The organism is Ancylobacter polymorphus (assembly GCF_022836935.1).
GTDB classification, from domain to species: domain Bacteria; phylum Pseudomonadota; class Alphaproteobacteria; order Rhizobiales; family Xanthobacteraceae; genus Ancylobacter; species Ancylobacter polymorphus_A.
Window position 1 is genome coordinate 2590476 of the sequence record NZ_CP083239.1, and the last position, 23921, is coordinate 2614396.

The 23921-nt window shown below is 69.1% G+C and carries 20 protein-coding genes; 11 read left to right on the forward strand and 9 right to left on the reverse strand.

Annotated features, from left to right (window positions below):
• Window positions 1-45: 45 nt before the first annotated feature.
• The 4 genes from glgB to glgX all read left to right on the forward strand — a co-directional run bounded on the left by glgB (window position 46) and on the right by glgX (window position 9291).
• Window positions 46-2283, forward strand: a complete 2238-nt coding sequence (gene glgB, locus K9D25_RS12220; protein WP_244375500.1) for a 1,4-alpha-glucan branching protein GlgB — start codon at window positions 46-48, stop codon at window positions 2281-2283.
• A gap of 15 nt (window positions 2284-2298) precedes the next feature.
• Entirely contained in the window at window positions 2299-3567 is a 1269-nt protein-coding gene (gene glgC / locus K9D25_RS12225) for a glucose-1-phosphate adenylyltransferase (RefSeq protein WP_244375502.1), read from the forward strand.
• A gap of 121 nt (window positions 3568-3688) precedes the next feature.
• The gene (gene glgA / locus K9D25_RS12230) at window positions 3689-5146 is read left to right on the forward strand and encodes a glycogen synthase GlgA (protein WP_244375504.1); all 1458 of its coding nucleotides are present in this window, start codon (window positions 3689-3691) and stop codon (window positions 5144-5146) included.
• Complete coding sequence (gene glgX / locus K9D25_RS12235) at window positions 5143-9291, forward strand: glycogen debranching protein GlgX (RefSeq protein WP_244375506.1); 4149 nt, start codon at window positions 5143-5145, stop codon at window positions 9289-9291. Before glgA ends, glgX begins: the two co-directional genes overlap by 4 nt.
• Window positions 9292-9294: 3 nt before the next feature.
• Here the strand turns inward: glgX and K9D25_RS12240 are convergent, their stop codons facing one another.
• On the reverse strand, window positions 9295-9600 hold the full coding sequence (locus K9D25_RS12240; RefSeq protein WP_244375508.1) for a hypothetical protein: 306 nt from the start codon (window positions 9598-9600) through the stop codon (window positions 9295-9297).
• Between the two features lie 297 nt (window positions 9601-9897).
• Here K9D25_RS12240 and K9D25_RS12245 point away from each other — a divergent pair, with 297 nt between their 5' ends.
• From K9D25_RS12245 to modC, 4 genes are all read left to right on the forward strand, one after another.
• Window positions 9898-10134 (forward strand): hypothetical protein, encoded by a 237-nt coding sequence (locus tag K9D25_RS12245; RefSeq protein WP_244375510.1) that lies wholly within the window; start codon window positions 9898-9900, stop codon window positions 10132-10134.
• A gap of 166 nt (window positions 10135-10300) precedes the next feature.
• Window positions 10301-11089, forward strand: coding sequence for a molybdate ABC transporter substrate-binding protein (modA, locus tag K9D25_RS12250; protein WP_244375512.1), 789 nt, complete (start codon window positions 10301-10303; stop codon window positions 11087-11089).
• Window positions 11090-11240: 151 nt separating this feature from the next.
• A complete protein-coding gene (gene modB / locus K9D25_RS12255) occupies window positions 11241-11930 on the forward strand; it encodes a molybdate ABC transporter permease subunit (RefSeq protein ID WP_244375514.1) in 690 nt (229 codons plus the stop codon).
• Between the two features lie 2 nt (window positions 11931-11932).
• Complete coding sequence (modC, locus tag K9D25_RS12260) at window positions 11933-13054, forward strand: molybdenum ABC transporter ATP-binding protein (RefSeq protein ID WP_244375516.1); 1122 nt, start codon at window positions 11933-11935, stop codon at window positions 13052-13054.
• Here modC and K9D25_RS12265 read toward each other — a convergent pair.
• The 8 genes from K9D25_RS12265 to xylF all read right to left on the reverse strand — a co-directional run bounded on the left by K9D25_RS12265 (window position 13038) and on the right by xylF (window position 19660).
• Window positions 13038-13232 carry a hypothetical protein gene (locus K9D25_RS12265; protein ID WP_244375518.1) on the reverse strand — a complete coding sequence of 65 codons (195 nt, stop codon included), beginning with the start codon at window positions 13230-13232 and terminating at the stop codon, window positions 13038-13040. The genes modC and K9D25_RS12265 overlap by 17 nt on opposite strands.
• A gap of 63 nt (window positions 13233-13295) precedes the next feature.
• Window positions 13296-13721: a winged helix-turn-helix domain-containing protein gene (locus K9D25_RS12270; protein ID WP_244375520.1), complete on the reverse strand. Its 426-nt coding sequence runs from the start codon at window positions 13719-13721 to the stop codon at window positions 13296-13298.
• Window positions 13722-13776: 55 nt separating this feature from the next.
• Window positions 13777-15144, reverse strand: coding sequence for a PepSY-associated TM helix domain-containing protein (locus K9D25_RS12275; protein ID WP_244375522.1), 1368 nt, complete (start codon window positions 15142-15144; stop codon window positions 13777-13779).
• 103 nt (window positions 15145-15247) lie between these two features.
• The gene (locus tag K9D25_RS12280) at window positions 15248-15805 is read right to left on the reverse strand and encodes a copper chaperone PCu(A)C (protein ID WP_244375524.1); all 558 of its coding nucleotides are present in this window, start codon (window positions 15803-15805) and stop codon (window positions 15248-15250) included.
• A gap of 82 nt (window positions 15806-15887) precedes the next feature.
• Window positions 15888-16301 (reverse strand): hypothetical protein, encoded by a 414-nt coding sequence (locus tag K9D25_RS12285; protein ID WP_244375526.1) that lies wholly within the window; start codon window positions 16299-16301, stop codon window positions 15888-15890.
• 89 nt (window positions 16302-16390) lie between these two features.
• Window positions 16391-17212 carry an ATP-binding cassette domain-containing protein gene (locus K9D25_RS12290; protein ID WP_370874115.1) on the reverse strand — a complete coding sequence of 274 codons (822 nt, stop codon included), beginning with the start codon at window positions 17210-17212 and terminating at the stop codon, window positions 16391-16393.
• 11 nt (window positions 17213-17223) lie between these two features.
• Window positions 17224-18546 (reverse strand): sugar ABC transporter permease, encoded by a 1323-nt coding sequence (locus tag K9D25_RS12295; RefSeq protein WP_244375528.1) that lies wholly within the window; start codon window positions 18544-18546, stop codon window positions 17224-17226.
• A gap of 100 nt (window positions 18547-18646) precedes the next feature.
• On the reverse strand, window positions 18647-19660 hold the full coding sequence (gene xylF, locus K9D25_RS12300; protein ID WP_244450862.1) for a D-xylose ABC transporter substrate-binding protein: 1014 nt from the start codon (window positions 19658-19660) through the stop codon (window positions 18647-18649).
• A gap of 316 nt (window positions 19661-19976) precedes the next feature.
• Between xylF and K9D25_RS12305 the strand changes: the two genes are divergently transcribed.
• Genes K9D25_RS12305 through xylA form a run of 3 tightly spaced genes read left to right on the forward strand, consistent with a single transcriptional unit; the run spans window position 19977 to window position 23823 of the window.
• A complete protein-coding gene (locus K9D25_RS12305) occupies window positions 19977-21014 on the forward strand; it encodes a LacI family DNA-binding transcriptional regulator (protein ID WP_244375530.1) in 1038 nt (345 codons plus the stop codon).
• 35 nt (window positions 21015-21049) lie between these two features.
• Window positions 21050-22507, forward strand: a complete 1458-nt coding sequence (xylB, locus tag K9D25_RS12310) for a xylulokinase (RefSeq protein ID WP_244375532.1) — start codon at window positions 21050-21052, stop codon at window positions 22505-22507.
• Complete coding sequence (xylA, locus tag K9D25_RS12315) at window positions 22504-23823, forward strand: xylose isomerase (protein ID WP_244375533.1); 1320 nt, start codon at window positions 22504-22506, stop codon at window positions 23821-23823. The genes xylB and xylA overlap by 4 nt, the downstream gene beginning before the upstream one ends.
• Window positions 23824-23921: the final 98 nt, after the last annotated feature.

Below are 23921 nucleotides of genomic sequence, written 5' to 3' on the forward strand. Positions count from 1 at the left end.
GCGGGGCTTGTCCCCGGTGTTTCGGCTCAGGAAGGGTTGGCAGTGATGCAGGCATGGCAGGCACCCGCACGGGAGGTCGACGCTCTCGTCGCAGGCCGCCATCACGACCCCTTCGCGCTGCTGGGTCCGCACCAGTCCGAGGAGGGCCTCGTGCTGCGCGCCTTCGTGCCGGACGCGCAGGCGCTCGAGGCGATCGAGCCCGACGGCGCGGTGTTCGCGACCTTCGACTGCCGGCACCCGGCCGGCTTCTTCGAGGCGCTGGTGCCCGACCGCCCCGCCTGGGCGCGCTACCGCCTGCGCGCCCGCAATGAGGGCGGAACGTGGGAACTCGACGATCCCTATTCCTTCCCGCCGATGCTCGGCCCGCTCGACGACCATCTGCTGGTCGAAGGCACGCATCGCACGCTTTATGAGCGGCTCGGCGCCCATCCCGACGCGCATGAAGGTGTCGAAGGCGTGCGCTTCGCCGTCTGGGCGCCGAACGCGGCCCGCGTTTCGGTCGTCGGCGACTTCAACCGCTGGGACGGGCGCCGCCACCAGATGCGCAAGCGCGTCGACAGCGGACTGTGGGAGATCTTCGCCCCCGGCGTGACCGAAGGGGCAATCTACAAATATGAGATCGTCGCTGCCGATGGCCGGCTGTTGCCGCTCAAGGCTGACCCGTTCGGCTTTGCCGGCGAGTTCCGCCCGGCAACGGGCTCGGTGGTGGCGCGCACCGACAATTTCGCGTGGGGCGACGATGCCCATATCGCCGCCCGCGCCGAAGGCGAGGCGCGCCGCAAGCCGATGAGCACCTATGAGGTGCATCTCGGCTCCTGGCGGCGCGGCGAGGACAACCGCTTCCTCACCTATGACGAACTCGCCGACCAGCTGATCCCCTATGTGCAGTGGATGGGCTTTACCCATCTCGAATTGCTGCCGATTTCCGAACACCCGCTCGACGCCTCCTGGGGCTACCAGCCGATCGGCCTGTTCGCGCCGACCAGCCGCTTCGGCGACCCCGCCGGCTTCGCCCGCTTTGTCGACAAGGCGCATCAGGCGGGGCTGTCGGTGATCCTCGACTGGGTGCCGGCGCATTTCCCCACCGACATTCACGGGCTGGCGCATTTCGACGGCGGGCCGCTTTATGAGCACCCCAATCCGCAGCGCGGTTTTCACCCGGACTGGAATACGGCGATCTACGACTTCGGCCGCCGCGAGGTCGCCAATATGCTGATCGCCAACGCGCTGTACTGGCTCGACCGTTTCCATGTCGACGGGCTGCGCGTGGATGCGGTGGCGTCGATGCTCTACCTCGACTATTCGCGCAAGCACGGGGAGTGGTCGCCCAACCCCGACGGCTCCAACGACAACAAGGACGCGGTGTCGTTCCTGCGCCGCGCCAACGAGATCATCTATGCCGAGCATCCCGGCACGGTGGTCATCGCCGAGGAATCCACCTCCTGGGCCGGCGTCTCGCAGCCCGTCTTCGCCGGCGGGCTCGGCTTCGGCTTCAAGTGGAACATGGGCTGGATGCACGACACGCTCGACTATATGTCGCTCGATCCGGTCTATCGCCCCTGGCACCACAACCGGGTGACCTTCGGCATCACCTACGCCTTCACCGAGAATTTCGTACTGCCGCTCTCCCATGATGAGGTCGTGCACGGAAAGGGCACCATTCTCTCGCGCATGCCGGGCGATGACTGGCAGCAATTCGCCAATATGCGCGCCTGCTACGGCATGATGTGGGCCTATTCCGGCAAGAAGCTGCTGTTCATGGGCCAGGAATTCGCCCAGCGCCGGGAATGGAGCGAGGAGCGCTCGCTCGACTGGCATCTCGTCGGCATGGGGCCCTATCATCGCGGCATGCAGCTGCTGGTGCGCGACCTCAACCTGATCTACCGCGACACGCCCGCCTTGCATGTGCGCGACTGCGAGCCGGAGGGCTTCCGCTGGATCGTGGTCGACGACAGCGCGCAATCGGTGTTCGCCTGGGCGCGCTTCGGCGAGAATGACGACGCGCCTGTCGTGATGGTCGCCAACCTCACCCCCGTGCCGCGTCACGACTACCGCGTCGGCTTGCCGCGCGCGGGGCGCTGGCGCGAAATCCTCAACACCGACGCCGATCTCTATGGCGGCTCCGGCATGGGCAATCTCGGCGGCGTCGATGCCACGGACGAGCCCGCGCATGGGCTGCCCGCCAGCGCGCGGCTGACGCTGCCGCCGCTCGCCACGCTGTATTTCAAATGGGAACCGGAAACGCGCGCCGCCGAACGCGACGAGCCGGAACAGAGTAACTGAGGGAGACCACGCGACATGGCACGGCCGACGCTACCCAACGCACCCCTGGCCCGCTCCGCGATGGCCTATGTCCTTGCCGGCGGCCGCGGCAGCCGCCTGATGGAACTGACCGACCGCCGCGCCAAGCCGGCGGTCTATTTCGGCGGCAAGTCGCGCATCATCGACTTCACCCTGTCCAACGCCATCAATTCCGGCATCCGCCGCATCGGCGTCGCCACCCAGTATCAGGCGCACAGCCTGATCCGGCACATGCAGCGCGGCTGGAACTTCCTGCGCCATGAGCGCAATGAGAGCTTCGACGTGCTGCCCGCCAGCCAGCGTGTTTCGGAAACCATGTGGTATCTGGGAACGGCGGATGCGGTCTATCAGAACCTCGACATCATCGAGGCCTATGACACCCGCCACATCATCATTCTGGCGGGCGACCACGTCTACAAGCAGGACTACGAGATCATGCTGCAGCAGCACGTCGACTCGGGGGCCGACGTGACCGTCGGCTGCCTCGAAGTGCCGCGGCACGAGGCGAGCGCCTTCGGCGTGATGCATGTCGATGACCGGGACCGCATCATCTCCTTCCTGGAAAAGCCGAAGGACCCGCCGGCCATGCCCGGCCGGCCGGACAAGGCGCTGGCCTCGATGGGCATCTATGTCTTCGAGACCAAATTCCTCATCGACCAGCTGCGCCGCGACGCCGCCGACCCGCTGTCGACGCATGATTTCGGCAAGGACATCATCCCCTACATCGTCAAGAACGGCACCGCCTCGGCGCACCATTTCTCGCGGTCCTGCGTGCGTTCCGACCAGGAGACGGCGCCCTATTGGCGCGATGTCGGCACGGTGGACGCCTATTGGGAGGCCAATATCGACCTCACCGGCGTGGTGCCGGAGCTCGACCTCTATGACCGCGACTGGCCGATCTGGACCTATGCCGAGATCACCCCGCCGGCCAAGTTCGTGCATGATGACGAGGGCCGGCGCGGACAGGCGATTTCCTCGCTCGTGTCGGGCGGCTGCATCATCTCCGGCTCGTCGCTGCGCCGGGCGCTGCTGTTCACCGGGGTGCGGATCAACTCCTATGGCTCGATCGAGAACGGGGTGATCCTGCCCTATGTCGAGATCGGCCGGTCCGCCCGGCTGAAGAATGTGGTGATCGATTCGCACGTGCGCATTCCCGAGGGCCTTGTCGTCGGCGAGGACCCGGAGCTGGACGCCAAGCGCTTCCGCCGCACGGAAAAGGGCATCTGCCTCATTACCCAGCAGATGATCGACAAGCTGTCGGTCTAGGGGGCTCGCGTCGGTCGGGTTGGGAAATCCGATCGACAAGAAGCTGCTTTACACTCAACCCGCGCCGGCGGTTCAGGCCGTCGGCGGCTTCGGTTCTAACGGCACAGGGCGCGGGTCTGACGTGTCATCCCTCAAGGTTCTCTCCGTCGTCTCGGAAGTCTTTCCGCTGATCAAAACCGGCGGCCTCGCCGATGTGGCCGGCGCGCTGCCGGCGGCGCTGGCGCGGCACGATGTCGAGGTTCGCACGCTCGTTCCCGGCTATCCCGCCGTGATGGCGAAATTGACCGAGGCGGCGCCGGCGCACCGTTTCGACGATCTGTTCGGCGGGCCGGCGACACTGCTGGCGGCCAAAGGCGGCGGGCTCGACCTGTTCGTCATCGAGGCGCCGCATCTCTATGACCGCCCGGGCGGCCCCTATGCCGGGCCGGACGGGGCCGACTGGGGCGACAATGCGCGGCGCTTCGCGGCGCTGGGGGCGGTGGCCTCCGGCGTCGGGCTCGGCCTGATCGCCGGCTTCGTGCCCGATATCGTCCATGCGCATGACTGGCAGGCCGGGCTCGCGCCGGCCTATCTCCACTATGCCGGCACAAGGCGGCCCGGCACGGTGATGACCATCCACAACATTGCCTTTCAGGGGCAGTTTCCCGCCCATGATTTCCCCATGCTCGGCCTGCCGCCGCACGCGTTCGGGCTTGGCGGCGTCGAGTATTACGGCATGGTCGGCTATCTCAAGGCCGGGCTGCAACTGGCGGACCGCATCACCACGGTCTCCCCGGGCTATGCCGGCGAAATCCTGCTGCCCGATGCTGGCATGGGCCTCGACGGCCTGCTCAATGCCCGCGCCTCCGTTCTGTCGGGGATTCTCAACGGGCTCGACGATGCTGGCTGGAACCCCGCCACCGATACGCTGATCGCCAAGCCCTTCGACGCCAAGACGCTGAAGGCGCGGGCGGCGAACAAGGTGGCGCTGAAGGAGGCGTTCGGGCTTGAGGCCGACCCGGAGGCGCTGCTGTTCGGCGTGGTCAGCCGCCTGTCCTGGCAGAAGGGGCTCGATCTGCTGGCCGACAGCCTCGATACGCTGCTCGGCCTCGGCGCGCAGATGGTGCTGCTCGGTGCGGGCGACGCCGACCTTGCCGGCCGCTTCGCCGCGGCCGCCCATGCCCATCCCGGCCGCGTCGGCGTGCAGCTCGGCTATGACGAGGGCGTGGCGCATCGCATCCAGGCGGGGGCGGATGTGCTGATCGTGCCCTCGCGCTTCGAGCCCTGCGGCCTCACCCAGCTTTCCGCCCTGCGCTATGGCGCGCTGCCGCTGGTGGCGCGCGTCGGCGGGCTCGCCGATACGGTGATCGACGTGAACGAGATGGCGCGCAGCGCCGGCGTCGGCACCGGGGTGCAGTTCTCGCCCGTCACCGCGCCGGCGCTGCAGATCGCGCTCAAGCGGGTGGCGGCGCTGTGGCAGGACAAGGCGCTGTGGCAGAAGCTGCAGCGCAATGCGATGACGACCGACGTATCCTGGCAGCGGGCGGCCGGCCAGTACAACACGCTGTTCCGCACGCTGGCGGCGGAGCGGGCGGGGTGAGCGACCTTACCCTCGCCCCCGGCAGCCCCGAGCCGCTCGGCGTCACCCTCGACGCGCGCGGCATCAATGTCGCGGTTTTCTCCGCCCATGCGACGCGCATCGAGTTCTGCCTGTTCGACGCGGCGGGCGAGGTGGAGATCGCCCGTATCGGCCTGCCGGAGCGTACCGGCGACGTGTTTCACGGTCACATTGCCGGGGTGACGGCGGGTGCCCGCTACGGCCTGCGCGCGGCGGGGCCGTGGGCGCCGAAGGAGGGCCACCGCTTCAACCCGGCCAAGCTGCTGGTCGACCCCTATGCGCGCCGGCTCGACCGGCCGTTCCGGCTCGATGCCGCCTTGTTCGACAACCGCGCCAGCGGCGCGCTGCATGACGAGACCGACAGCGCCTTCGCGCTGCCGAAAGCCATCGTGATGGGGGCGGAAGCCGGACCCGTCGCGCCGCGCTCGCCGTTCCGCTGGGACCGGCAGGTGCTGTACGAGCTGCATGTGCGCGGCTTCACCATGCGGCAGGAGGCGGTTCCGCCCGGCTTACGCGGCACCTTTGCCGGGCTGGCCGAACCGGCGGCGCTGGACCATCTGGTGCGGCTCGGCGTCACCACGGTGGAGCTGATGCCCGCCATGGCCTGGATCGACGAGCGGCATCTGCCACCGCTGGGGCTGAGCAATTACTGGGGCTACAATCCCGTCGTATTCGGCGCGCCCGATCCGCGCCTCGCGCCCGGCGGTTTCGAGGAAATCGCCCGCACCATCGCCGCGCTGCACGCGGCCGGCATCGCTGTGGTGCTGGATGTGGTGCTGAACCATTCCGGCGAGAGCGACGCCTTCGGGCCGACGCTGAGCCTGCGCGGGCTCGACAACGCGACCTATTACCGCCACGCCGCCGACGATCCCTCCCGCCTCATCAACGATGCCGGCACGGGGAACACGCTGGCGCTGGAGCGGGCGCCGGTGCTGCGCCTCGCCATGGATGCGCTGCGGCGCTGGGCCGCCTGCGGGCTCGACGGCTTCCGCTTCGACCTCGCCGCCACGCTGGGGCGCCGGCCAGCCGGCTTCGACATGGAGGCGCCGTTCCTCGCCGCGATGCAGCAGGACCCGGCGCTACGCGATCTCGCGCTCATCGCCGAACCCTGGGATATCGGGCCGGGCGGCTATCAGGTCGGGCGCTTTCCGCCGGGCTGGGGCGAATGGAACGACCATTTCCGCGACACGGCGCGGCATTTCTGGCGCGGCGATGCCGGCGTCGTGGGCGAGCTGGCGACGCGGCTGGCCGGCTCTGCCGACATTTTCGCCGGGCGCCACCGCCCGCTCTCGCGCGGCATCAATTTCGTCACCGCCCATGACGGCTTCACCCTGGCCGATCTCGTCGCCTATGCGGGCAAGCACAACGACGCCAATGGCGAGCACAACCGCGACGGCACCGACAATAATGTGAGCTGGAACCACGGCGTCGAGGGCGGCACCGACGATCCAGCCATCAACGCCGCCCGGCGCGGCGATGCGCGGGCGCTGCTGGCGACGCTGCTCGCCGCGCGCGGCACGCCGATGCTGACCATGGGCGACGAATGCGGGCGCACGCAGGCCGGTAACAACAATGCCTATGCACAGGACAATGAGCTGACCTGGCTCGACTGGTCGGCGATGGATGCGGAGCTTGCCGCCTTCACCGCCCGGCTGGTGAAGCTGCGCCTTGCCCATCGCGCGCTGCGCGGCGAGGCCCCGCTGACCGGGCGCCCGCCCGATGGCAGCGGCATTGCCGATGTCGACTGGCGTGCGCCCTCCGGCGGCACGGTGCGCTGGGACGACGGCGCCACCCGCGCGCTGGTGGCGGTGTTCTACGCCCCAGCCATGTCGGAGGAAGAGGCGGACCGCGTGGCGGTGGCGCTCAACGCCTCAGACAAAGCGGAGCCGCTGGTTCTGCCCGAACCGCGCGACGGCTTCGTCTGGCGCGTCGCCGCCGACACCGCCCGGCCGGAGGCCGGGGAGGGGGAGCCCACCGAGGTCGCACCGCGCGCGGTGCTGATCGCCGTCGAGACCACTGAGCCGGCCGCACCGCGCCGCGCCGCCGCGCTGGAGCGGCTCGACAAGCTCTCCGCTGCGGCCGGCATCGATGGCCAGTGGTTCACCGCCGATGGCAAGGCGCAGAAGGTGGGCGACGATACCAAGCGCGCGCTGCTCGCCGCGCTGGACCTGCCGGCCGGCACCCCCGGCGAGGTCAGCGACAGCCTCGCCCGGCTGTCCGCCCAGCATTTCGACCGCGCCATTCCCTTCGCCGCCCTTCTGCGCGAGGGGACAGTGCCGCTGCTGACGCTGGCGGGCGAGGCCGCACAGGCGCCGCGCCGGCTGGACCTTTCCGTGACGCTGGAGGATGGGCAGGAGATCGCCTTTCCCATCCGCCCCGAGGACGGCGAGAGCCGCAGCGTGGAGCGGCCGGACGGCCGGCTGGCGACGCTGCGCGCCGTGGCGCTGCCCGCCCTGCCGCCGGGCCGGCATGTGCTGCGCCTCGGCGCGGATGCGTGCCGGATCACCGTCGCGCCGCCGGCGAGCCATCTGCCACGTGTGCTTGAGGCAGGGGGACGGCTGTTCGGACTTGGCACGCATCTTTACACGCTGCGCAGGGGCGAGGCGGATCAGGGCATTGGCGATTTCACCGCGCTGGCTGAACTCGGCGAGCGGGCGGCACAGGCGGGGGCGCGCACGCTGGGGCTGAACCCGCTGCACGCGCTGTTCCCGGACGACCGGGAGCGCACCAGCCCCTATTCGCCGTCCGACCGGCGCTTCCTCGACCCGATCTATATCGATGTCGCCGCGCTCGGCGCGGAGATGGCGGATTTCGCCGCGCTCGCCGCCACACCGTCGGTCGACTATGCCGGCGTGTGGGCGGCCAAGGAGGCGGCGCTGCGGGCCGCCTTCGCGCGCTTCGAGCGCGGGCCGGACCCCGATTTCGACCGTTTCATCGCCGAAGGCGGCGAGACGCTGCGCCGCTTCGCCCTGTTCCAGGCGATTGCCGGCGCCCATCCCCGCCGCCCCTGGCGCGACTGGCCGGGCGGTCTGAGCGAGGTCGGCGGCGCGGCGGTGGAGGCGTTCGGCCGCGCCCATGCGGACGAGGTCCGCTTCGCGCTGTGGCAGCAATGGGTGGCCGACCGGCAGCTGGCCGCTGCGGCGGAGAGGGCGCGCGCGGCAGGGCTCTCGCTAGGCCTCTACCGCGACCTCGCCGTGGGCACGACGCTGGACGGCGCCGAAGCCTGGGCCGAGGCCGACCTTTTGATGCCTGGCGTCACCATCGGTGCGCCGCCCGATCCGCTGGGGCCGGAAGGGCAGAACTGGAACCTGCCGCCCTTCGACCCGCTGGCGCTGCAGCGCGACGGCTATCTCCGCTTTGCCGGGCTGTTGCTGGCGAATATGCGCCATGCCGGCGCGCTGCGGATCGACCATGTGATGGGGTTGCGGCGGCTGTTCCTCATTCCCGAAGGGGCCAGCGGGGCGGACGGCGCCTATCTCGCCATGCCGTTCGAGGCGCTGGCGGCGCAGGTGGCGCTGGAAAGCGCGCGGGCGCAGTGCCTCGTCATCGGCGAGGATCTCGGCACTGTGCCCTTCGGCATGCGCGACCAGCTTTCCGCCGAGCGCATGCTGTCCTACCGCGTGCTGTGGTTCGAGCAGAAGGCGGGCGTGTTCACGCCGCCGGAGGACTATCCGGCGCTGGCGGCGGCCTGCGTCTCCACCCATGACCTGCCGACGCTGGCCGGCTGGTGGGAGGGGATCGACCTGAAGGAGCGGGAAACGCTCGGCCTGATCGACGCGGCGGATTATGCGGCGGGGCTGGTGGAGCGGGCCGCTGAGCGCGAACGACTATGCGCGGCGCTGCTTGAGGAGGGGCTGATTGCCACGCTGCCGGCGGCGGGAGCGCCGCTCGACGATGCGCTGCTGGCGGCGATTCACGCCTTCGTCTCGCGCACCAAGGCGGCGCTGGCGCTGGCGCAGCTCGACGATCTCGCCGGCGAGACGGTGGCGGTGAACCTGCCGGGCACGGACAAGGAGCGGCCGAACTGGCGGCGGCGGCTGGCGCAGACGGTGGAGACGGTGCTGGACAGCCCGCGCGCCAGGGCCGCGCTCGCCGCCATGTCGGGCGAGCGCGGCGGGGAGGCGTGAGCCTTACGGGGTCGTGGGCGCCGGGGCAGACGGAGCCGGCTCGGCCGGCGTGGCGGGCGCGGGTTCCGGCGACGCGGCCGGCGGGGTCGAGGGCTGCACCGCCGGATCATTCGGCGGCGGCAGGGTGGCTTCCGGCGCGGGCGGCGGCGGGGTGATCGGATCGGCAGCCGGGGGAACCGAGGGCTGGGCAGCCGGCGGGGTCGGGTTTTCCGTGGGCTGCGGGGTCATGCGCCCGGAATATTGGACGGCGGCATAGGCGGCGATCACCAGGACGATCGCTGCCACGATCAGCATCATGTTTCGGCTCATTTACGCGTCTCCGACTTGGTGGCCCGGCGCCCGCTTCGGAGAACCGACAGGCGTCGCCCAGTCCACGAGGCATGGCTTCACGGGATGCCCGCAGGCGGGGCCGTTGCAGGTAAATCCACAGCCGGGCCACGGCCCGGACGCGCCAAAAACGGCGCCGCCTGTGGATTTACCATTGTCGCAACGTCATTATTCGACGAAAGTTCCTGCTCCATTCCGCCGCAGGGCGGACGCCGACAAACCGAGCCGCGCCCACGCGGCCGCCGGCCCGCCGAACTGGCGGCCACAGGGGAGATGACCATGCCGCACACCGATTTCGATGTCGTCACGCTCTCGCCGTCGACGGTCCGGGTGATGCACCGCGTCGCCCACCACATTTACGAATTCGCGCTGGAAGAGGATGCCAGCGGCCGGCGGCGCATGCGCGGCGGCCCGCAGGTGACCTGCGGCCACGGCGCTGTGCCGGCGCTGGAATTGCTGAGCGCCGCCGAGCAGGTCGCCGCCGCCACCGCGCGCCATACCGGCATGATCGATTGAGGCCGCGCCCGGCTCTTTCGGGCATCTGACTTCCGCAGCCTCTGGGTCTCCCCGTTCACAGGACTTCCGACGCGCCGTCGCCGGGCGGATCGGTGCTGGCATCACGCGGCCAATCATGTATATGGACGGATACATGTATATCACGGGATATATGAGGGGGCCCGCCATGACGTCTCGCCGCCTTGTCCTGCGCAGCCTTGCCGCTGCCGCCGTCGCCGCCCTTCTCGGCACAGCGCTCCCGGCGCCCGTGCGGGCCGAGGCACCCGTCACCGTCTTCGCCGCCGCCAGCCTGACCAATGCGTTTCAGGACATCGGCAAGCTCTACAAGGCGAAGACCGGCACGGAGGTCGCCTTCTCCTTCGCGGCCTCCTCGGCGCTGGCCAAGCAGCTGGAGGCCGGCGCACCGGCGGGGATTTTCGCTTCCGCCGACAACAAATGGATGGACTATGCCGAGAGCAAGGACCTGACGCTGAAGGCCACCCGCGTTACCCCGATCGGCAACAGCCTCGTGCTCATAATGCCGGCGGACAAGGCCAAGGATGTGACCATCAGCGCCGCCTTCGACTGGATGGCCTTCCTCGGCGCCGATGGCCGCATCGCCACTGGCATCACCGACAGCGTGCCGATCGGCATCTATGCCAAGACCGCGCTGACCACTCTCGGCGCGTGGGACAAGGTGAAGGAGCGCGTCGTCGGCGCCGAGAGCGTGCGCGCGGCGCTGGCGCTGGTCGAGCGCGGCGAGGCGGCCGCCGGCATCGTCTATTCCACCGACGCGGCGGTGGCGAAGAATGTGAAGGTGGTCGCCACCTTCCCGGCGAACAGCCATCCGCCGGTCGAGTACCCGTTCGAGATCGTCAAGGGGCAGGACACTGCGGCGACGCGGGCCTTTTTCGACTTCCTGGTGGGGCCGGAGGCCAAGGCGGTGTATGCGAAGTACGGCTTCGTGGTGAAGTGAGGCGAGCCGTTGGTCGGCCGCCTGCGTGCTTCGAGGCCGGCCTTCTGGCCGGCACCTCAGCATGACGCAGCGTGTCGTATCATGAGAACCACGTCATCCTGAGGTGCTCGCGCAGCGAGCTGTGAGGGATGTGCGATCAAGGGCCTTAGGCATGCTCACCCCCGAGGAATGGACGGCGGTCACGCTCAGCCTGAAGGTCGCGTTCTGGGCGACCTTCTGGAGTCTGCCGCTCGCGGTACTCACCGCCTTCGTGCTGGCGCGCGCGCGCTTTCCCGGCAAGAGCCTGCTCGACGGGCTGGTCTATCTCCCCCTCGTGCTGCCCAAGGTGGTGGTGGGCTATCTGCTGCTGGTCAGCCTTGGCGCGCGCGGCTTTCTCGGCCAGTATCTCGACGCCTGGTTCGGTATCCGGCTGATCTTCACCACGGCAGGGGCGACGGTGGCGGCGGCGGTGGTGAGCTTTCCGCTCACCGTCAACGCCATCCGCCTGGCGCTGGAGGCGGTGGACCGGGGGCTGGAGACGGCGGCGCGCACGCTCGGCGCCTCACGGCTCGACGTGTTCTTCTCGGTGACGCTGCCGCTGATGCTGCCCGGCATCCTCTCCGGCGCGCTGCTCGCCATTGCCTCGGCGCTGGGCGAGTTCGGCGCCACCATAACCTTCGTCTCCAATGTCGAAGGCCAGACCCGCACCATCCCGCTCGCCATTTACAGCGCCACCCATATGCCGGACGGCGACGCCATGGCGCTGCGGCTGACTCTGGTTTCCGTGGTGCTGGCGCTCGGCTCGCTGCTGCTGGCGAGCCTCGTCGACCGGCGCATCCGCGTCATGATCGGGCGGGGATAGGCATGATCGAGGTTGATCTGCGCCTCGCCCGGCCGGGCGGTTTCGCGCTCGACTGCGGCTTCGCCGTGCCGAGCGAGGGCGTCACCGCGCTGTTCGGCCGTTCCGGCGCCGGCAAGACCACCATCATCCAGGCGGTGGCCGGCGTGGTGCGGCCCGATGCCGGGCGCATCGTGGTCGGGGGCGAGGTGTTCTTCGACGCGGCGCGCGGCATCGACGTGCCGATCGAGGCGCGGCGCGTCGGCTATGTGTTCCAGGAGTCGCGGCTGTTCCCGCATCTCAAGGTCGAGGGCAATCTGCGCTATGGCGAGCGCCGCTGCCGGGCGGCGGAACGCCCCATCCGCTTCGAGGCGGTGGTGGAATTGCTCGGCATCGGCCACCTTCTGGCGCGCCGGCCGCACACATTGTCGGGCGGCGAGCGCCAGCGCGTCGCCATCGGCCGGGCGCTGCTGGCGCAGCCGCGCCTGCTCTTGATGGACGAGCCGCTGGCGGCGCTGGACGAGGCGCGCAAGGCGGAAATCCTGCCCTATCTGGAGCGGCTGCGCGACACGATGCGCCTGCCCATCCTCTATGTCAGCCATTCGCTCGACGAGGTGCTGCGCCTTGCCGACACCCTGGTGGCGCTGCGTGACGGGCGGCAGGTGGCGGCGGGGCCGGTGGCGCAGGTGCTCTCCCGGCCGGAGATGCTGCCAGTGGTCGGGCGGTTCGACCTCGGCACGCTGCTGGAATGCGTCGTTGCCCGGCACGATGCCGATCTCGCTTTGTCCAGCCTCGCCTTTGCCGGCGGGGAACTGCGCGTGCCGCAGGTGGACCGAGCGGTGGGCGAGAAGGTGCGGGCGCGGGTGCGGGCGCGCGATGTCGCCATCGCCCTGGCGAAACCCGAGGGCGTCTCGGTCTCCAACCTGCTGCCGGCGGTGGTGGAAGAGGTGGTGGCGCAGGAAGGGCCCTATGCCGATGTCGGCCTCAACGTCGGCGGCGTCCGCCTCGCCTCCATGGTCACGCGCGAAAGCGTGGCGCGGCTGGCGCTGCGGCCGGGGCTCGATGTGTGGGCGATGGTGAAATCGGTGGCGGTCGACAGCCGTAACCCGGATTTTCTCAGTTCTGGCGGCGTCACGGCGCCTGAATGATCGGCGCCACGCCGGGTCCGACCGCCTGCTCGTCGCGCACGAAGCCGATGACCGCGAGGATCAGCAGGCCGATGGTCAGCACGATCAGCACCAGGCGCAGCCGGGCCGAGCGGGCGCGCAACACGCCGAAACCGCTGAGCAGCACGAGGATCAGGATGACGATAAGCAGCGTCTGCATGGTGTCCCCCAGGGCGGAACGCCCGCCGGTGGGACAACGGGCCGGGCGCTCGCGGGTTCCCCGCTACCCGTCTTTGCCCGCCTCTTCGTCCTGCGGCGCCAGCGCGGCGCGCAGTTCGTCCACCGCGTCCCGGCTGGCGGCGGCGCTGGCGCGCTCGACCTCGCGATAAAGCGCGATCAGCCTTTCGCCGAAGGCGGTTAGATCAGTGCCATGGCCGCGCCGGCCGGGATGGGTTTCGACCACGGGCTGGCGGAAATTGCGGCCGATCTCGTCCACCAACAGCCAGGCGCGGCGATAGCTCATGCCGAGCCGGCGGGCAGCGGAGAGAATCGAGCGCTCGTGGCGGATCGCTTCCAGAAGTTCGATCATGCCGGGGCCGAGATGGCGCCCATCGCCGAAATAGACGCGGATGAACAGCCCGTCGCGCGGACGCGGCGTTCCCGCATCCGCGCCTTCCGTGTCGGCGGTCGTCGTCTTCGTTCCGGCCATGCGCGCCCCTTGCCCCGCGCAATGTTAGGGGAAGAGGCGCGCGGCTGGAACCCGCTCAGGCGGTGCGCAGCTTCGGGCGACGGCGGGCGAAGACGAGGTCGAGCGCCACCATCACCACCAGCGAGGCGCCGACCAGCGGGAAAATGACCCCGACCACGGCCATGATGGCGATCAGCCCCCACATCACCCCGGCGCTGGTGGGCGCGGGCGGCACGCCGAGCGAACCGGCCGGCCGGCGCTTCCACCACATCACCCCGGCCGACACCGCCATCAGAATGATGGCGAGGCACAAGGCGAGCAGGAACAGCTGGTTCGCCAGCCCGAATTCCTGGCCCATATGGAAGTTGATGCCCCATTCCATCGCCTTCGCCGCCGGGCCGTAATCGGCATAGGAGAAGTCGATCAGCGGCTTGCCGGTGTACTGGTCGAGATGGACGACGCGCTGCTTGGACAGGTCGTCGGGATAGACCGTGGCGGAATAGACGCCGGTGGGACCGCCTGGCAGGCTCAGCGTGTAGCCTGGCGAGACGCCGAGACCGTTCACGATCGCCGCCGCCTTGTCGATGCCGATGGGCGCGCCGGGAGCCGGGGTCGATTCCGGCATCTTCGCCTGTTCCAGCGACCAGGTGGTGGGGCCGTTGGCGTGGGCGAGGTGCTCGTCCGACATCGGCACGTTGACGTAGAGGCCGGAGGGGTAGCCGTAATTGGAGCTGTTGGCCCACTCATTGACCTTGTCGCCCCAGAACACCGACCACGGCATGCCCGACAGCGACATGAAGGCGATGAGCACGCCGGCGAAGGCGCCGGTGACGGCGTGAACATCGCGCCAGAAGATGCGCTTGCCCGGCGTGCCGCGCACGCTCACCACGCCGCCGGCCTGCTTGCGCGGCCACCAGAGATAGAAGCCCGTGGCGACCAGCAGGATCGACCAGCCGCCGACGATCTCGATGATGCCGTTGGCGATGGGGCCGAACTCGGCCAGGCTGTGCAGCCGGCGCATCAGCCACATGATGGTGCCGCGATCCTTCAATTCGCCGAGGACGCGCGAATCGTAGGGGTCGACATAGACCGAGCGGCGGGCGCCCTCGGGGGTCTTGATCACCACCTCGGCCGAAGCGGTGGCGTCGACCGGCGAGATGATCTTCAGCGCCGTGCCGGGGCGGGCCTTGAGCGCCGCGTCGATCCAGGCGCTGGGGGCCTCCACAGGCGTGGCGCGGGCCTCGACGACCTTGAGCTGGTGGTGCCAGACATTGTCGATCTCCTCGCGGAAGAGATAGAGCCCGCCGGTCACCGCCAGCAGGATCATGAAGGGCAGCACCAGCAGGCCGGCATAGAAATGCCAGCGCCAGACGGCGCGGTAGAGATTGGCCGAGCGCTCCTCGGCGCCGAGCGTGCGGTCGGCAGACAGAGTCGTGGTGTTCATCGGAGAGGTTCCGGAAAAGGGCACGCCACGCACGCGCCGAGCCCCGGCCCTCACAGGGGAGGGCCGGCCTCAAGGCGCGCGGCGGGCGGTCCGCTGATGAGGATCAGTTGGCGGGGGTGCCGTGCTGGTGGCTGTGCCCATCCTGACCGGCGGCTTCCGAACCCTTCGGCCCGGCCATGCCCTCGATCTTGAACGAGACGTTCACCGTGCCGGCCTTGGCGAAGGTGAGCGTGCCCTTGAAGCTCTCGCCTTCCTTCAGCGGCTGCTTCAGATCCATGAACATCAGGTGAAAGCCGCCGGGCGCCAGCTTGGCTTCGCCGCCGGCCGGGATTTCCAGCCCGTCGGCAAGCATGCGCATGGTCATGACGCCGTCCTTGACGGCCATTTCGTGGATTTCCACGCGCCCGGCCACCTCGGCGGTGGCGGAGACGAGGCGGTCGGCCTCTTTGCCCTCATTCTCGATGGTGAGGTAGCCGCCGCCGACCTTGGCGCCGGCCGGGGTCATGCGCGCCCAGGGGTGCTCGATTTCGAGACTGCCGATCTTGTACTCATGGGCGAAGGCGGGCTGCATGACGAGCAGGCCGAGCGCGGCGGCGAGGGTGGCGAAGCCGACGCGGTCCTCGGTGCGGCGAAGGGCGCGGCGCAGAACGGTGGTGATCATGTGAGGTCTCCCGGGCTGCCGGCAGGCGCATTCCGCGCACATGGCCGGCGCATTGATGACGATCGAAAGCGGTGTTCCGGCGTCAGGCGGCGGGAGGGGCCCGTGTATGGCGGGGCGAGCGCTCGGGGAGAAAGGCGAGGCGCGCGGTGCGCGGCGCCAGCGTGCGGGCCTGCGCAGGACTGGCCGTGAGAACGGGCGTGGTCGCCACCGGCGGCGGCAGGGCGCTCGCGGGGGCGCTCTGACAGCCGGTGAGGCAGCAATCGGGTGTATGGCGCCCGGATTCGCCCGGCGCGTCGGGGACGCCATGTCTGTTGAGGCAGAGCGTCTGGCCGAAGGCGTCGACGGTGAGGAAGCCGGCTGCATGGGCGCCGCTCGCCATGCCGCCGAGAAGCGCCTGCAACACCAGCACATAGGCGACAGCCAGCACCAGAGCCAGCCGGCGCAGCGGCGCATCGGCGGGGCGGATGGCCTTGGCGGTGGCGTCGGTTGCGGACACGGCGTGCTCCCTTGCCCGCCTCATAGCACAGGTGGGGAGGGGCCGGAACAGCGGCACGCCGCCGCTCCCCAGCCCCCGCGTCGGGACGATCAGTCGGCGGCGGCGCCCGGGCCGGCCAGCGCGCCAGGCGGGCTCTTGCCGAGGATGATCATGCCGAGCACCTCGTCCTTGGTCACGTCCGAGGTGCGGGCGGTGCCCACCAACTTGCCGTTCTTCATCACGCTCACCCGGTCCGCGAGGTCGAACACGTCGTGAATGTCGTGGCTGATGAGGAAGATGGCGATGCCCTCGGCCTTGAGCTGCTTGATCAGCTCGGCCACCTGCGCCGTTTCCTGCGGGCCGAGCGCGGCGGTGGGCTCGTCCATGATCAGGATCTTGGCGTTGAAGTGGATGGCGCGGGCGATCGCCACCGACTGGCGCTGGCCGCCGGAGAGGCCGCGCACCGGCTCTTTGAACTTGCGGAAGTTCGGGTTGAGCCGGCCCATCACCTCGCGCGTCGCCGCCTCCATGGCCACGTCGTCGAGCGTGCCCCAGGGGGTCATCAGCTCGCGGCCGAGGAAGAGATTGGCGGCGGCGTCGACATTATCGGCGAGGGCGAGGGTCTGGTAGATGGTCTCGATGCCGTAGCGCTTGGCATCGCGCGGATTGCCGATATCGGCCTTCTCGCCATTGATGCGGATTTCGCCGGCATCCGGGCGATAGGCGCCGGCGAGGATCTTGATCAGCGTCGACTTGCCGGCGCCGTTATGGCCGAGCAGACCGACGACCTCGCCGGGATAGAGATCGACGGACACCCCGTCGACGGCGCGGATGCCGCCGAAGGAGATGCAGATGTCGCGCATGTCGACGGCAGGGGTGCCGGTCATGCGGGAGGCGCCAGGATTGGCGACGGGCGACGTGACAGCGTTCATGGTCGCGCTCCTCACTTGATCCGCTTGCGATAGACCGTGTCGATCCACACGGCGACGACCAGCACGATGCCGACCACGATGTTCTGATAGGGCGTGTCGACGCGCATCAGCACCATGCCCGACTGTAGGCTCTGCATGACCAGCGCGCCGACCATGGCGCCGACGATGGTGCCGGAGCCGCCGGCGAGCGAGGTGCCGCCGATGACCGCCGCGGCGATGACGTAGAGTTCGTCCAGCGTGCCCTGCGCATTGGTCGCCGAGTTGAGGCGTGCGGTGGAGATGGCGGCGCCGATGGCGGCGAGCGCGCCCATCAGCGCGAACACGGCGAGCGTCACCCGCTTGGTGTTGATGCCGGCGAGTTCCGCCGCCTCCGGATTGCCGCCAATGGCGAAGACATAGCGGCCGAAGCGGGTGCGGGTGGTCACAAAGGTCATGACGATGCCGACCGCGACGGCCACCAGCACGGGAATGGCGTAGCCGAAGCTGATCGACAGGCCCTCCGGCGGCACGGTGAGGCCGGCGGCCTCGGCATAGCGGCGGGCGAGCGCGGGTGGGAGCGTGTAAGCGTTGACCACCAGCGTGGCCGCGATCACGGCGAGGCAGCCGGAAATGACGAGCGTGAACTCGGCCCAGACGGGCTTCAGCGGGAAGTGGAAGCGCTGGCGCTGGCGGCGCGCCTGCACCGCGGCGAAGGCGATGGCGAGGCAGGCGATGACGGCGATCACCCAGCTCCACATCTCGCCGACCGAGCCATTGGCACCGCCGCCGAGCAGCTTGAAATTGTCGTCGACCAGCGGGATCGTCTTGCCCTCGGCCACCGCCCAGGCGGCGCCGCGCCACACGAGCAGGCCGCCCAGCGTGACGATGAAGGCCGGCACGCCGAGATAGGCGATGACGAAGCCGTGCAGCGCGCCGATGGCGGCGCCGATGCCGATGCCGGCGGCGAGGGTGAGGACGATCACCGCGGGGTGGTTGAAGCCGAAGGTCGGCAGCAGGTAATTGACCTGGAACACCGCCATGATCATGCCGGTGACGCCGAGGATGGAGCCCACCGACAGGTCGATGTGGCGCATCACGATCACCAGCACCATGCCGGTGGACATGACGGCGATGGAGGAACTCTGGACCGAGAGGTTCCAGAGATTGCGGGCGGTGAGGAACGTGCCGCCGGCGAGGAAATCGAACACCACCCAGATGACGGCGAGGGCGCCGAGCATGCCGAGGAAGCGGACATCGATTTCCAGCGCGCCGATGAAGCTGGTGGGCGCGGCGGCGGGGGCAGAGCCGGAGGCCCGCGAGGCGGGGGCCGGCGTCGTGGTGGTGGTGTCTGTCATGAGCGTTCTCTCCCCGCCGCGCGCTGGGTGCGGTGACGCCTGCGCAGCGGCGGGGTGAGCCCCCGCCGCGCGGATCGTTACCGGACCGGCGGCTGCCGGATCAGTTGCAGGCCTTCACCGTGCCGGGCTTCACGCCCTGGCAGACCGTCGCCTTCGGCACCCAGCCGGCGTCGATGATCACGTCGAGATTGTCCTTGGTGATCGGAACGGGCTTGAGGAAGGTGGAGTTCATCGCCACGCCCTTCGGGCCGCCGGTGAAGGTGGTGGTGCCCTTCACCGCCTTGGGATCGGTGCCCTTGGCGAGGTCGATGGCGATTTCGGCGGCGCGCTTGCCGAGCTCGCGCGAATCCTTCCACACCGACACGGTCTGGGTGCCGAGCGCGATGCGGTTCAGCGCGGCGAAATCGGCGTCCTGGCCGGACACCGGCACCGAGCCGGCGAGGCCCTGGGCGGCGAGCGCGGCGATGGCGCCGCCGGCGGTGCCGTCATTGGAGGCGACCACGGCGTCGACCTTGTTGTTGTTGGCGGTCAGCATCTGCTCGGTGTTGCGCTGGGCATTGGCGGGAAGCCAGCTATCCGTATACGCCTCGCCGACATTCTTGATGTCGCCCTTGTCGATGGAGGGCTTGAGCACTTCCATCTGGCCGGAGAACAGGAAGTCGGCATTGGGATCGGAGGCCGAGCCCTTGATGAAGATGTAATTGCCCTTGGGCTTCACCTTCATCACCTCGGCGGCCTGCAGGCGGCCGACTTCCTTGTTGTCGAAGGTGATGTAGTAGGCATAGGGATTCTCGATCAGCCGGTCATAGCCGACCACCGGGATGCCCTCGTTCTGCGCCTTGGTGATGGCGGGGGCGATGGCGTCGGCATCCTGCGCCAGAATGATGAGGGCGGTGGCGCCCTGGGCGATCAGCGCCTCGACATCGGAGAGCTGCTTGGCGGCGGAGGACTGCGCATCGGCCGAGATGTACTTGGCGCCGGCGGCGTCGAGCGCCTTCTTGATCGCGGTCTCGTCGGTCTTCCAGCGCTCTTCCTGGAAGTTCGACCAGCTCACGCCGACCACGGGCTGCTGGGCATGGGCAGCGCCCATCGCCAGAACCGTGGTGAGGGCCATGGCGGAAATCGTCAGTTTCAGATTCATCTCTTCCTCCCAAAGGGGTGCGACAGGCGGGTGCCGGTGGCTGGGCGTGCCGCCCCGAAGGGGCGATGCCTGCCGCGGTCGTTATCCTGACGTTCGAACCTCATTGAGATCCGATCGCCGTCAAGTGGTTGGCCGGCGCGGACGCCGGCGGTAGGGTTTCACCTCGCTCAGCGAGGTGCTGATGGTCAAGGTAACAAATCGTGATGCCGGGCGCTTGTCGATCTTTGGTCTAAAGCGGCGATCCACAGCCTGAGTTGCGTACCTCAGATTTTGAGGGCAACATGATGCCATGTCCAGAGGTGTTTCGCGCATAACCCTGCAAGATGTCGCCCGGGAGGCCGGCGTGTCGCTGGCCACCGCCGACCGCGTGCTCAATGGCCGCGCGGGGGTGCGCGGCATCACGGCGGAGCGGGTGAAGCAGGCGGTGGCCCGCCTCGGCTACCGTCCGAACCTCGCCGCTGCCCGGCTGGCGCGGGGGGAAACCTACCGTTTCTGCTTCGTGCTGCCGGCCGGCGCCAATGTGTTCATGCGCATGCTCGGGGAGCAGGTGTCCAACACCGCGACGTGGCTGGCCGCCAACAACGCCTATATCGACACGCTTCGGGTCGACGTGTTCGCGCCGGAAACGCTGGCGACGGCGCTTGAGGGGTTGATCGGCCATTATGACGGGGTGGCGGTGGTCGCCCTCGACCATCCGCGCGTGCGGGCGGCGATCGACGACCTCGCGGCCTCCGGCATTGCCGTGGTGACGCTGGTGTCGGACGTGCCGTCCTCGCACCGCCTGCATTATGTCGGCATCGACAACATCGCCGCCGGCCGCACTGCCGCCACCCTGCTCGGTCGCTTCGCCCGCGGGCGGCGCGGCTCCATTGGCCTCATCGTCGGCACGCCGGCCCTGCGCGACCACGCCGAACGGCAGTTCGGCTTCACCCAGGTGATGGCGGGCGAATACACGGCGCTGAAGGTGCTGCCGGTGCGCGAGAGCCTCGACGAGGACGAGCGCAACGAGGCCATCGTCTCGCAGATGCTGCGCGAGGTGCCGGACCTGATCGGCGTCTACAATGTCGGCGCCGGCAATCGCGGCATCGCCGCGGCGGTTTCCGCCGCCAACCGCGCCGGCGACCTCATCTTCATCGGCCACGACCTCACCGACGACACGCGCCGCTTCCTGCTGCGCGGGGTGATGGACGCGGTGATCAACCAGGATGCCGGCCACCAGTCGCGCTCGGCCGCCCGGGTGCTGCTGGCGCATTGCGCCGGCGAGCCGCTGCTGAACGAGCAGGAGCGCATCCGCATCGACATCTTCGTGCGGGACAACCTGCCGTGACCTTCCTTCTCCGTTGTGCCGAAAGGGTGTGAGGCATGTATCTCGGCCTCGATATTGGAACCTCCGCCATCAAGGCGGTGCTCGTCGATGATGGGCAGAACGTCCTCGCGACGGCGGAGACGCCGCTGGCGATCTCGCGTCCGCAGCCGGGTTTCAGCGAACAGAACCCGGAGGACTGGTGGCAGGCGACGCTCTCCAGCATCGACAAGCTGAAGGCGGAACAGCCGGCGGCGCTCGCCGCCGTGCGCGGCATCGGTCTCTCCGGCCAGATGCACGGCGCGGTGTTGCTCGACGCTTTCGGCAAGGTGCTGCGCCCCGCCATTCTCTGGAATGACGGGCGCTCCTCCGCCGAATGCCGCGAGCTTGAAGAGCGCTTCCCAGCGCTGCACCAGATCGCCGGCAATCTCGCCTTCCCCGGCTTCACCGCGCCCAAGCTCCTGTGGGTGCGCACACATGAGCCGGACCTGTTCGCCCGCACGGCCAAGGTGCTGCTGCCCAAGGCCTATGTCGGCTACCGCCTCACCGGCGAGATGGTGGAGGAGATGTCGGACGCCTCGGGCACGCTGTGGCTCGATGTCGGCCGGCGCGACTGGTCGGACGAGGCGCTCGCCGCCACCTATCTCTCGCGTGAACACATGCCGCGCCTTGTCGAGGGCAGCGCGGCGGCCGGGCGGATCAAGCCGGAACTGGCGGCGCGCTGGGGCATGGAGACGCCGCCGGTGCTGGCGGGCGGGGCGGGCGACAATGCCGCCGGCGCCATCGGGCTCGGGGCCATCGGCGCCAATGACGCCTTCGTCTCGCTCGGCACGTCGGGCGTGCTGTGGGCGACGACGGACCGTTACGCCCCGAACCCGCAATCGAGCGTCCACGCCTTCTGCCACGCCATTCCCGCCACCTGGCACCAGATGGGCGTGATCCTTTCCGCCGCCTCGGCGCTGGGCTGGTGGGCGGAGGTGGCGAAGGAGGCGCCGGGCGATCTGCTGGCGCCGCTGGGCGATGCGCCCAAGGCGCCCTCGCGCGCCACCTTCCTGCCTTATCTCTCCGGCGAGCGCACCCCGCATAACGACACGGCGATCCGCGCCGCCTTCATCGGCATGGACCACGACACCGGCCGCGCGGCGCTGACCCAGGCGGTGCTGGAAGGCGTGTCCTTCGCCTTCAAGGATTGCCTCGACGCGCTGACCGCCGCCGGCACGCGCCTCACCCAGGCCGATGTCATCGGCGGCGGCTCGCGCTCGCGCTTCTGGATCGCGGTGCTGGCGAGCGTGCTCGGCATTCCGCTCAACCGGATCGAGGATGGCGAGCGGGGAGGGGCCTTCGGCGCCGCGCGGCTCGCCCGCATGGCGGCCACCGGCGAAAGCCCGGCGGAGATCTGCCTGCCGCCGCGCCGCCTTGAGACCATCGAACCCGATCCCGTTCTTCAACAGGCCTATGCGGAACGCCACGCGCTCTACAAGGCGCTGTACCCCGCGCTCAAGGGAGTGACCTCATGACCGCCCGCTTCTTCCCCTCCATCGACAAGCTGACATATGCGGGGCCCGAGAGCCGGGATCCGCTCGCCTTCCACTGGTACGACAAGGACCGGGTGGTGCTGGGCAAGCGGATGGAGGACCATCTGCGCTTCGCCGTCGCCTATTGGCACAGCTTCACCTGGCCGGGCGGCGACCCCTTCGGCGGCGAGACCTTCCTGCGCCCGTGGATGCATGGCACGGACGAACTGGCGCTGGCCCGCGCCAAGGCGGATGTGGCGTTTGAGCTGTTCGACATTCTCGACGTGCCGTTCTTCGCCTTCCATGACCGCGACATCGCCCCCGAAGGCAAGACGCTGGCGGAATCGAACGCCAATGTCCGCGCCATCGCCGACATCTTCGCCAAGAAGATGGAGACGTCGAAGACCAAGCTGCTCTGGGGCACGGCGAACCTGTTCTCCAACCGGCGCTTCATGTCGGGCGCGGCGACCAATCCGGACCCGGACGTGTTCGCCTATTCCGCCGCGCAGGTGAAGAACGTGCTGGAAGTGACGCACGAGCTGGGCGGCGCGAACTATGTGCTGTGGGGCGGCCGCGAGGGCTATGAGACGCTGCTCAACACCGATCTCAAGCGCGAACTCGACCAGATGGGCCGTTTCCTCAACCTGGTGGTCGAGCACAAGCACAAGATCGGCTTCAAGGGCACGATCCTCATCGAGCCGAAGCCGCAGGAGCCGACCAAGCACCAGTACGACTTCGACGTCTCCACCGTCTACGGCCTGCTCTGCCGCGCCGGGCTGGAGAAGGAAGTGAAGGTCAATATCGAGGCCAACCACGCCACGCTCGCCGGCCACAGCTTCGAGCACGAGATCGCCATGGCGGCGGCGCTCGGCATTTTCGGCTCCATCGACATGAACAAGGGCGACGCCCAGTCCGGCTGGGACACCGACCAGTTCCCGACCAATGTCGAGGACACGGCGCTCGCCATGTACGAAATCCTGCGCGCGGGCGGCTACACCACCGGCGGCACCAATTTCGACGCCAAGGTGCGGCGCCAGTCGATCGAGCCGGAAGACCTCGTCATCGCCCATGCGGCTGCCATGGATGTGTGCGCGCGCGCCCTGCTGATCGCCGCCGACATGATCGAGGACGGCGCGCTGCAGAAGGCGGTCGATGAACGCTATGCCGGCTGGGAGGCGCCCGCGAACAAGGCGATGCTCGCCGCCGACAGCTCGCTGGACGCGATCGCCGCCCGCGTCGCGGCGGAAGGGCTCGACCCGCAGCCGCGCTCCGGCCGGCAGGAGCGGCTTGAGGCGCTGGTGGGCAGCTACCTGCGCTGAGCGCGGACGATTCACGACACGATCTGCGCCGGCAGGGCTGGCGCAGATTTCATCAAACAGTGATTGACTTTAGGTCATAATCCTCTTTCGATCCCGAC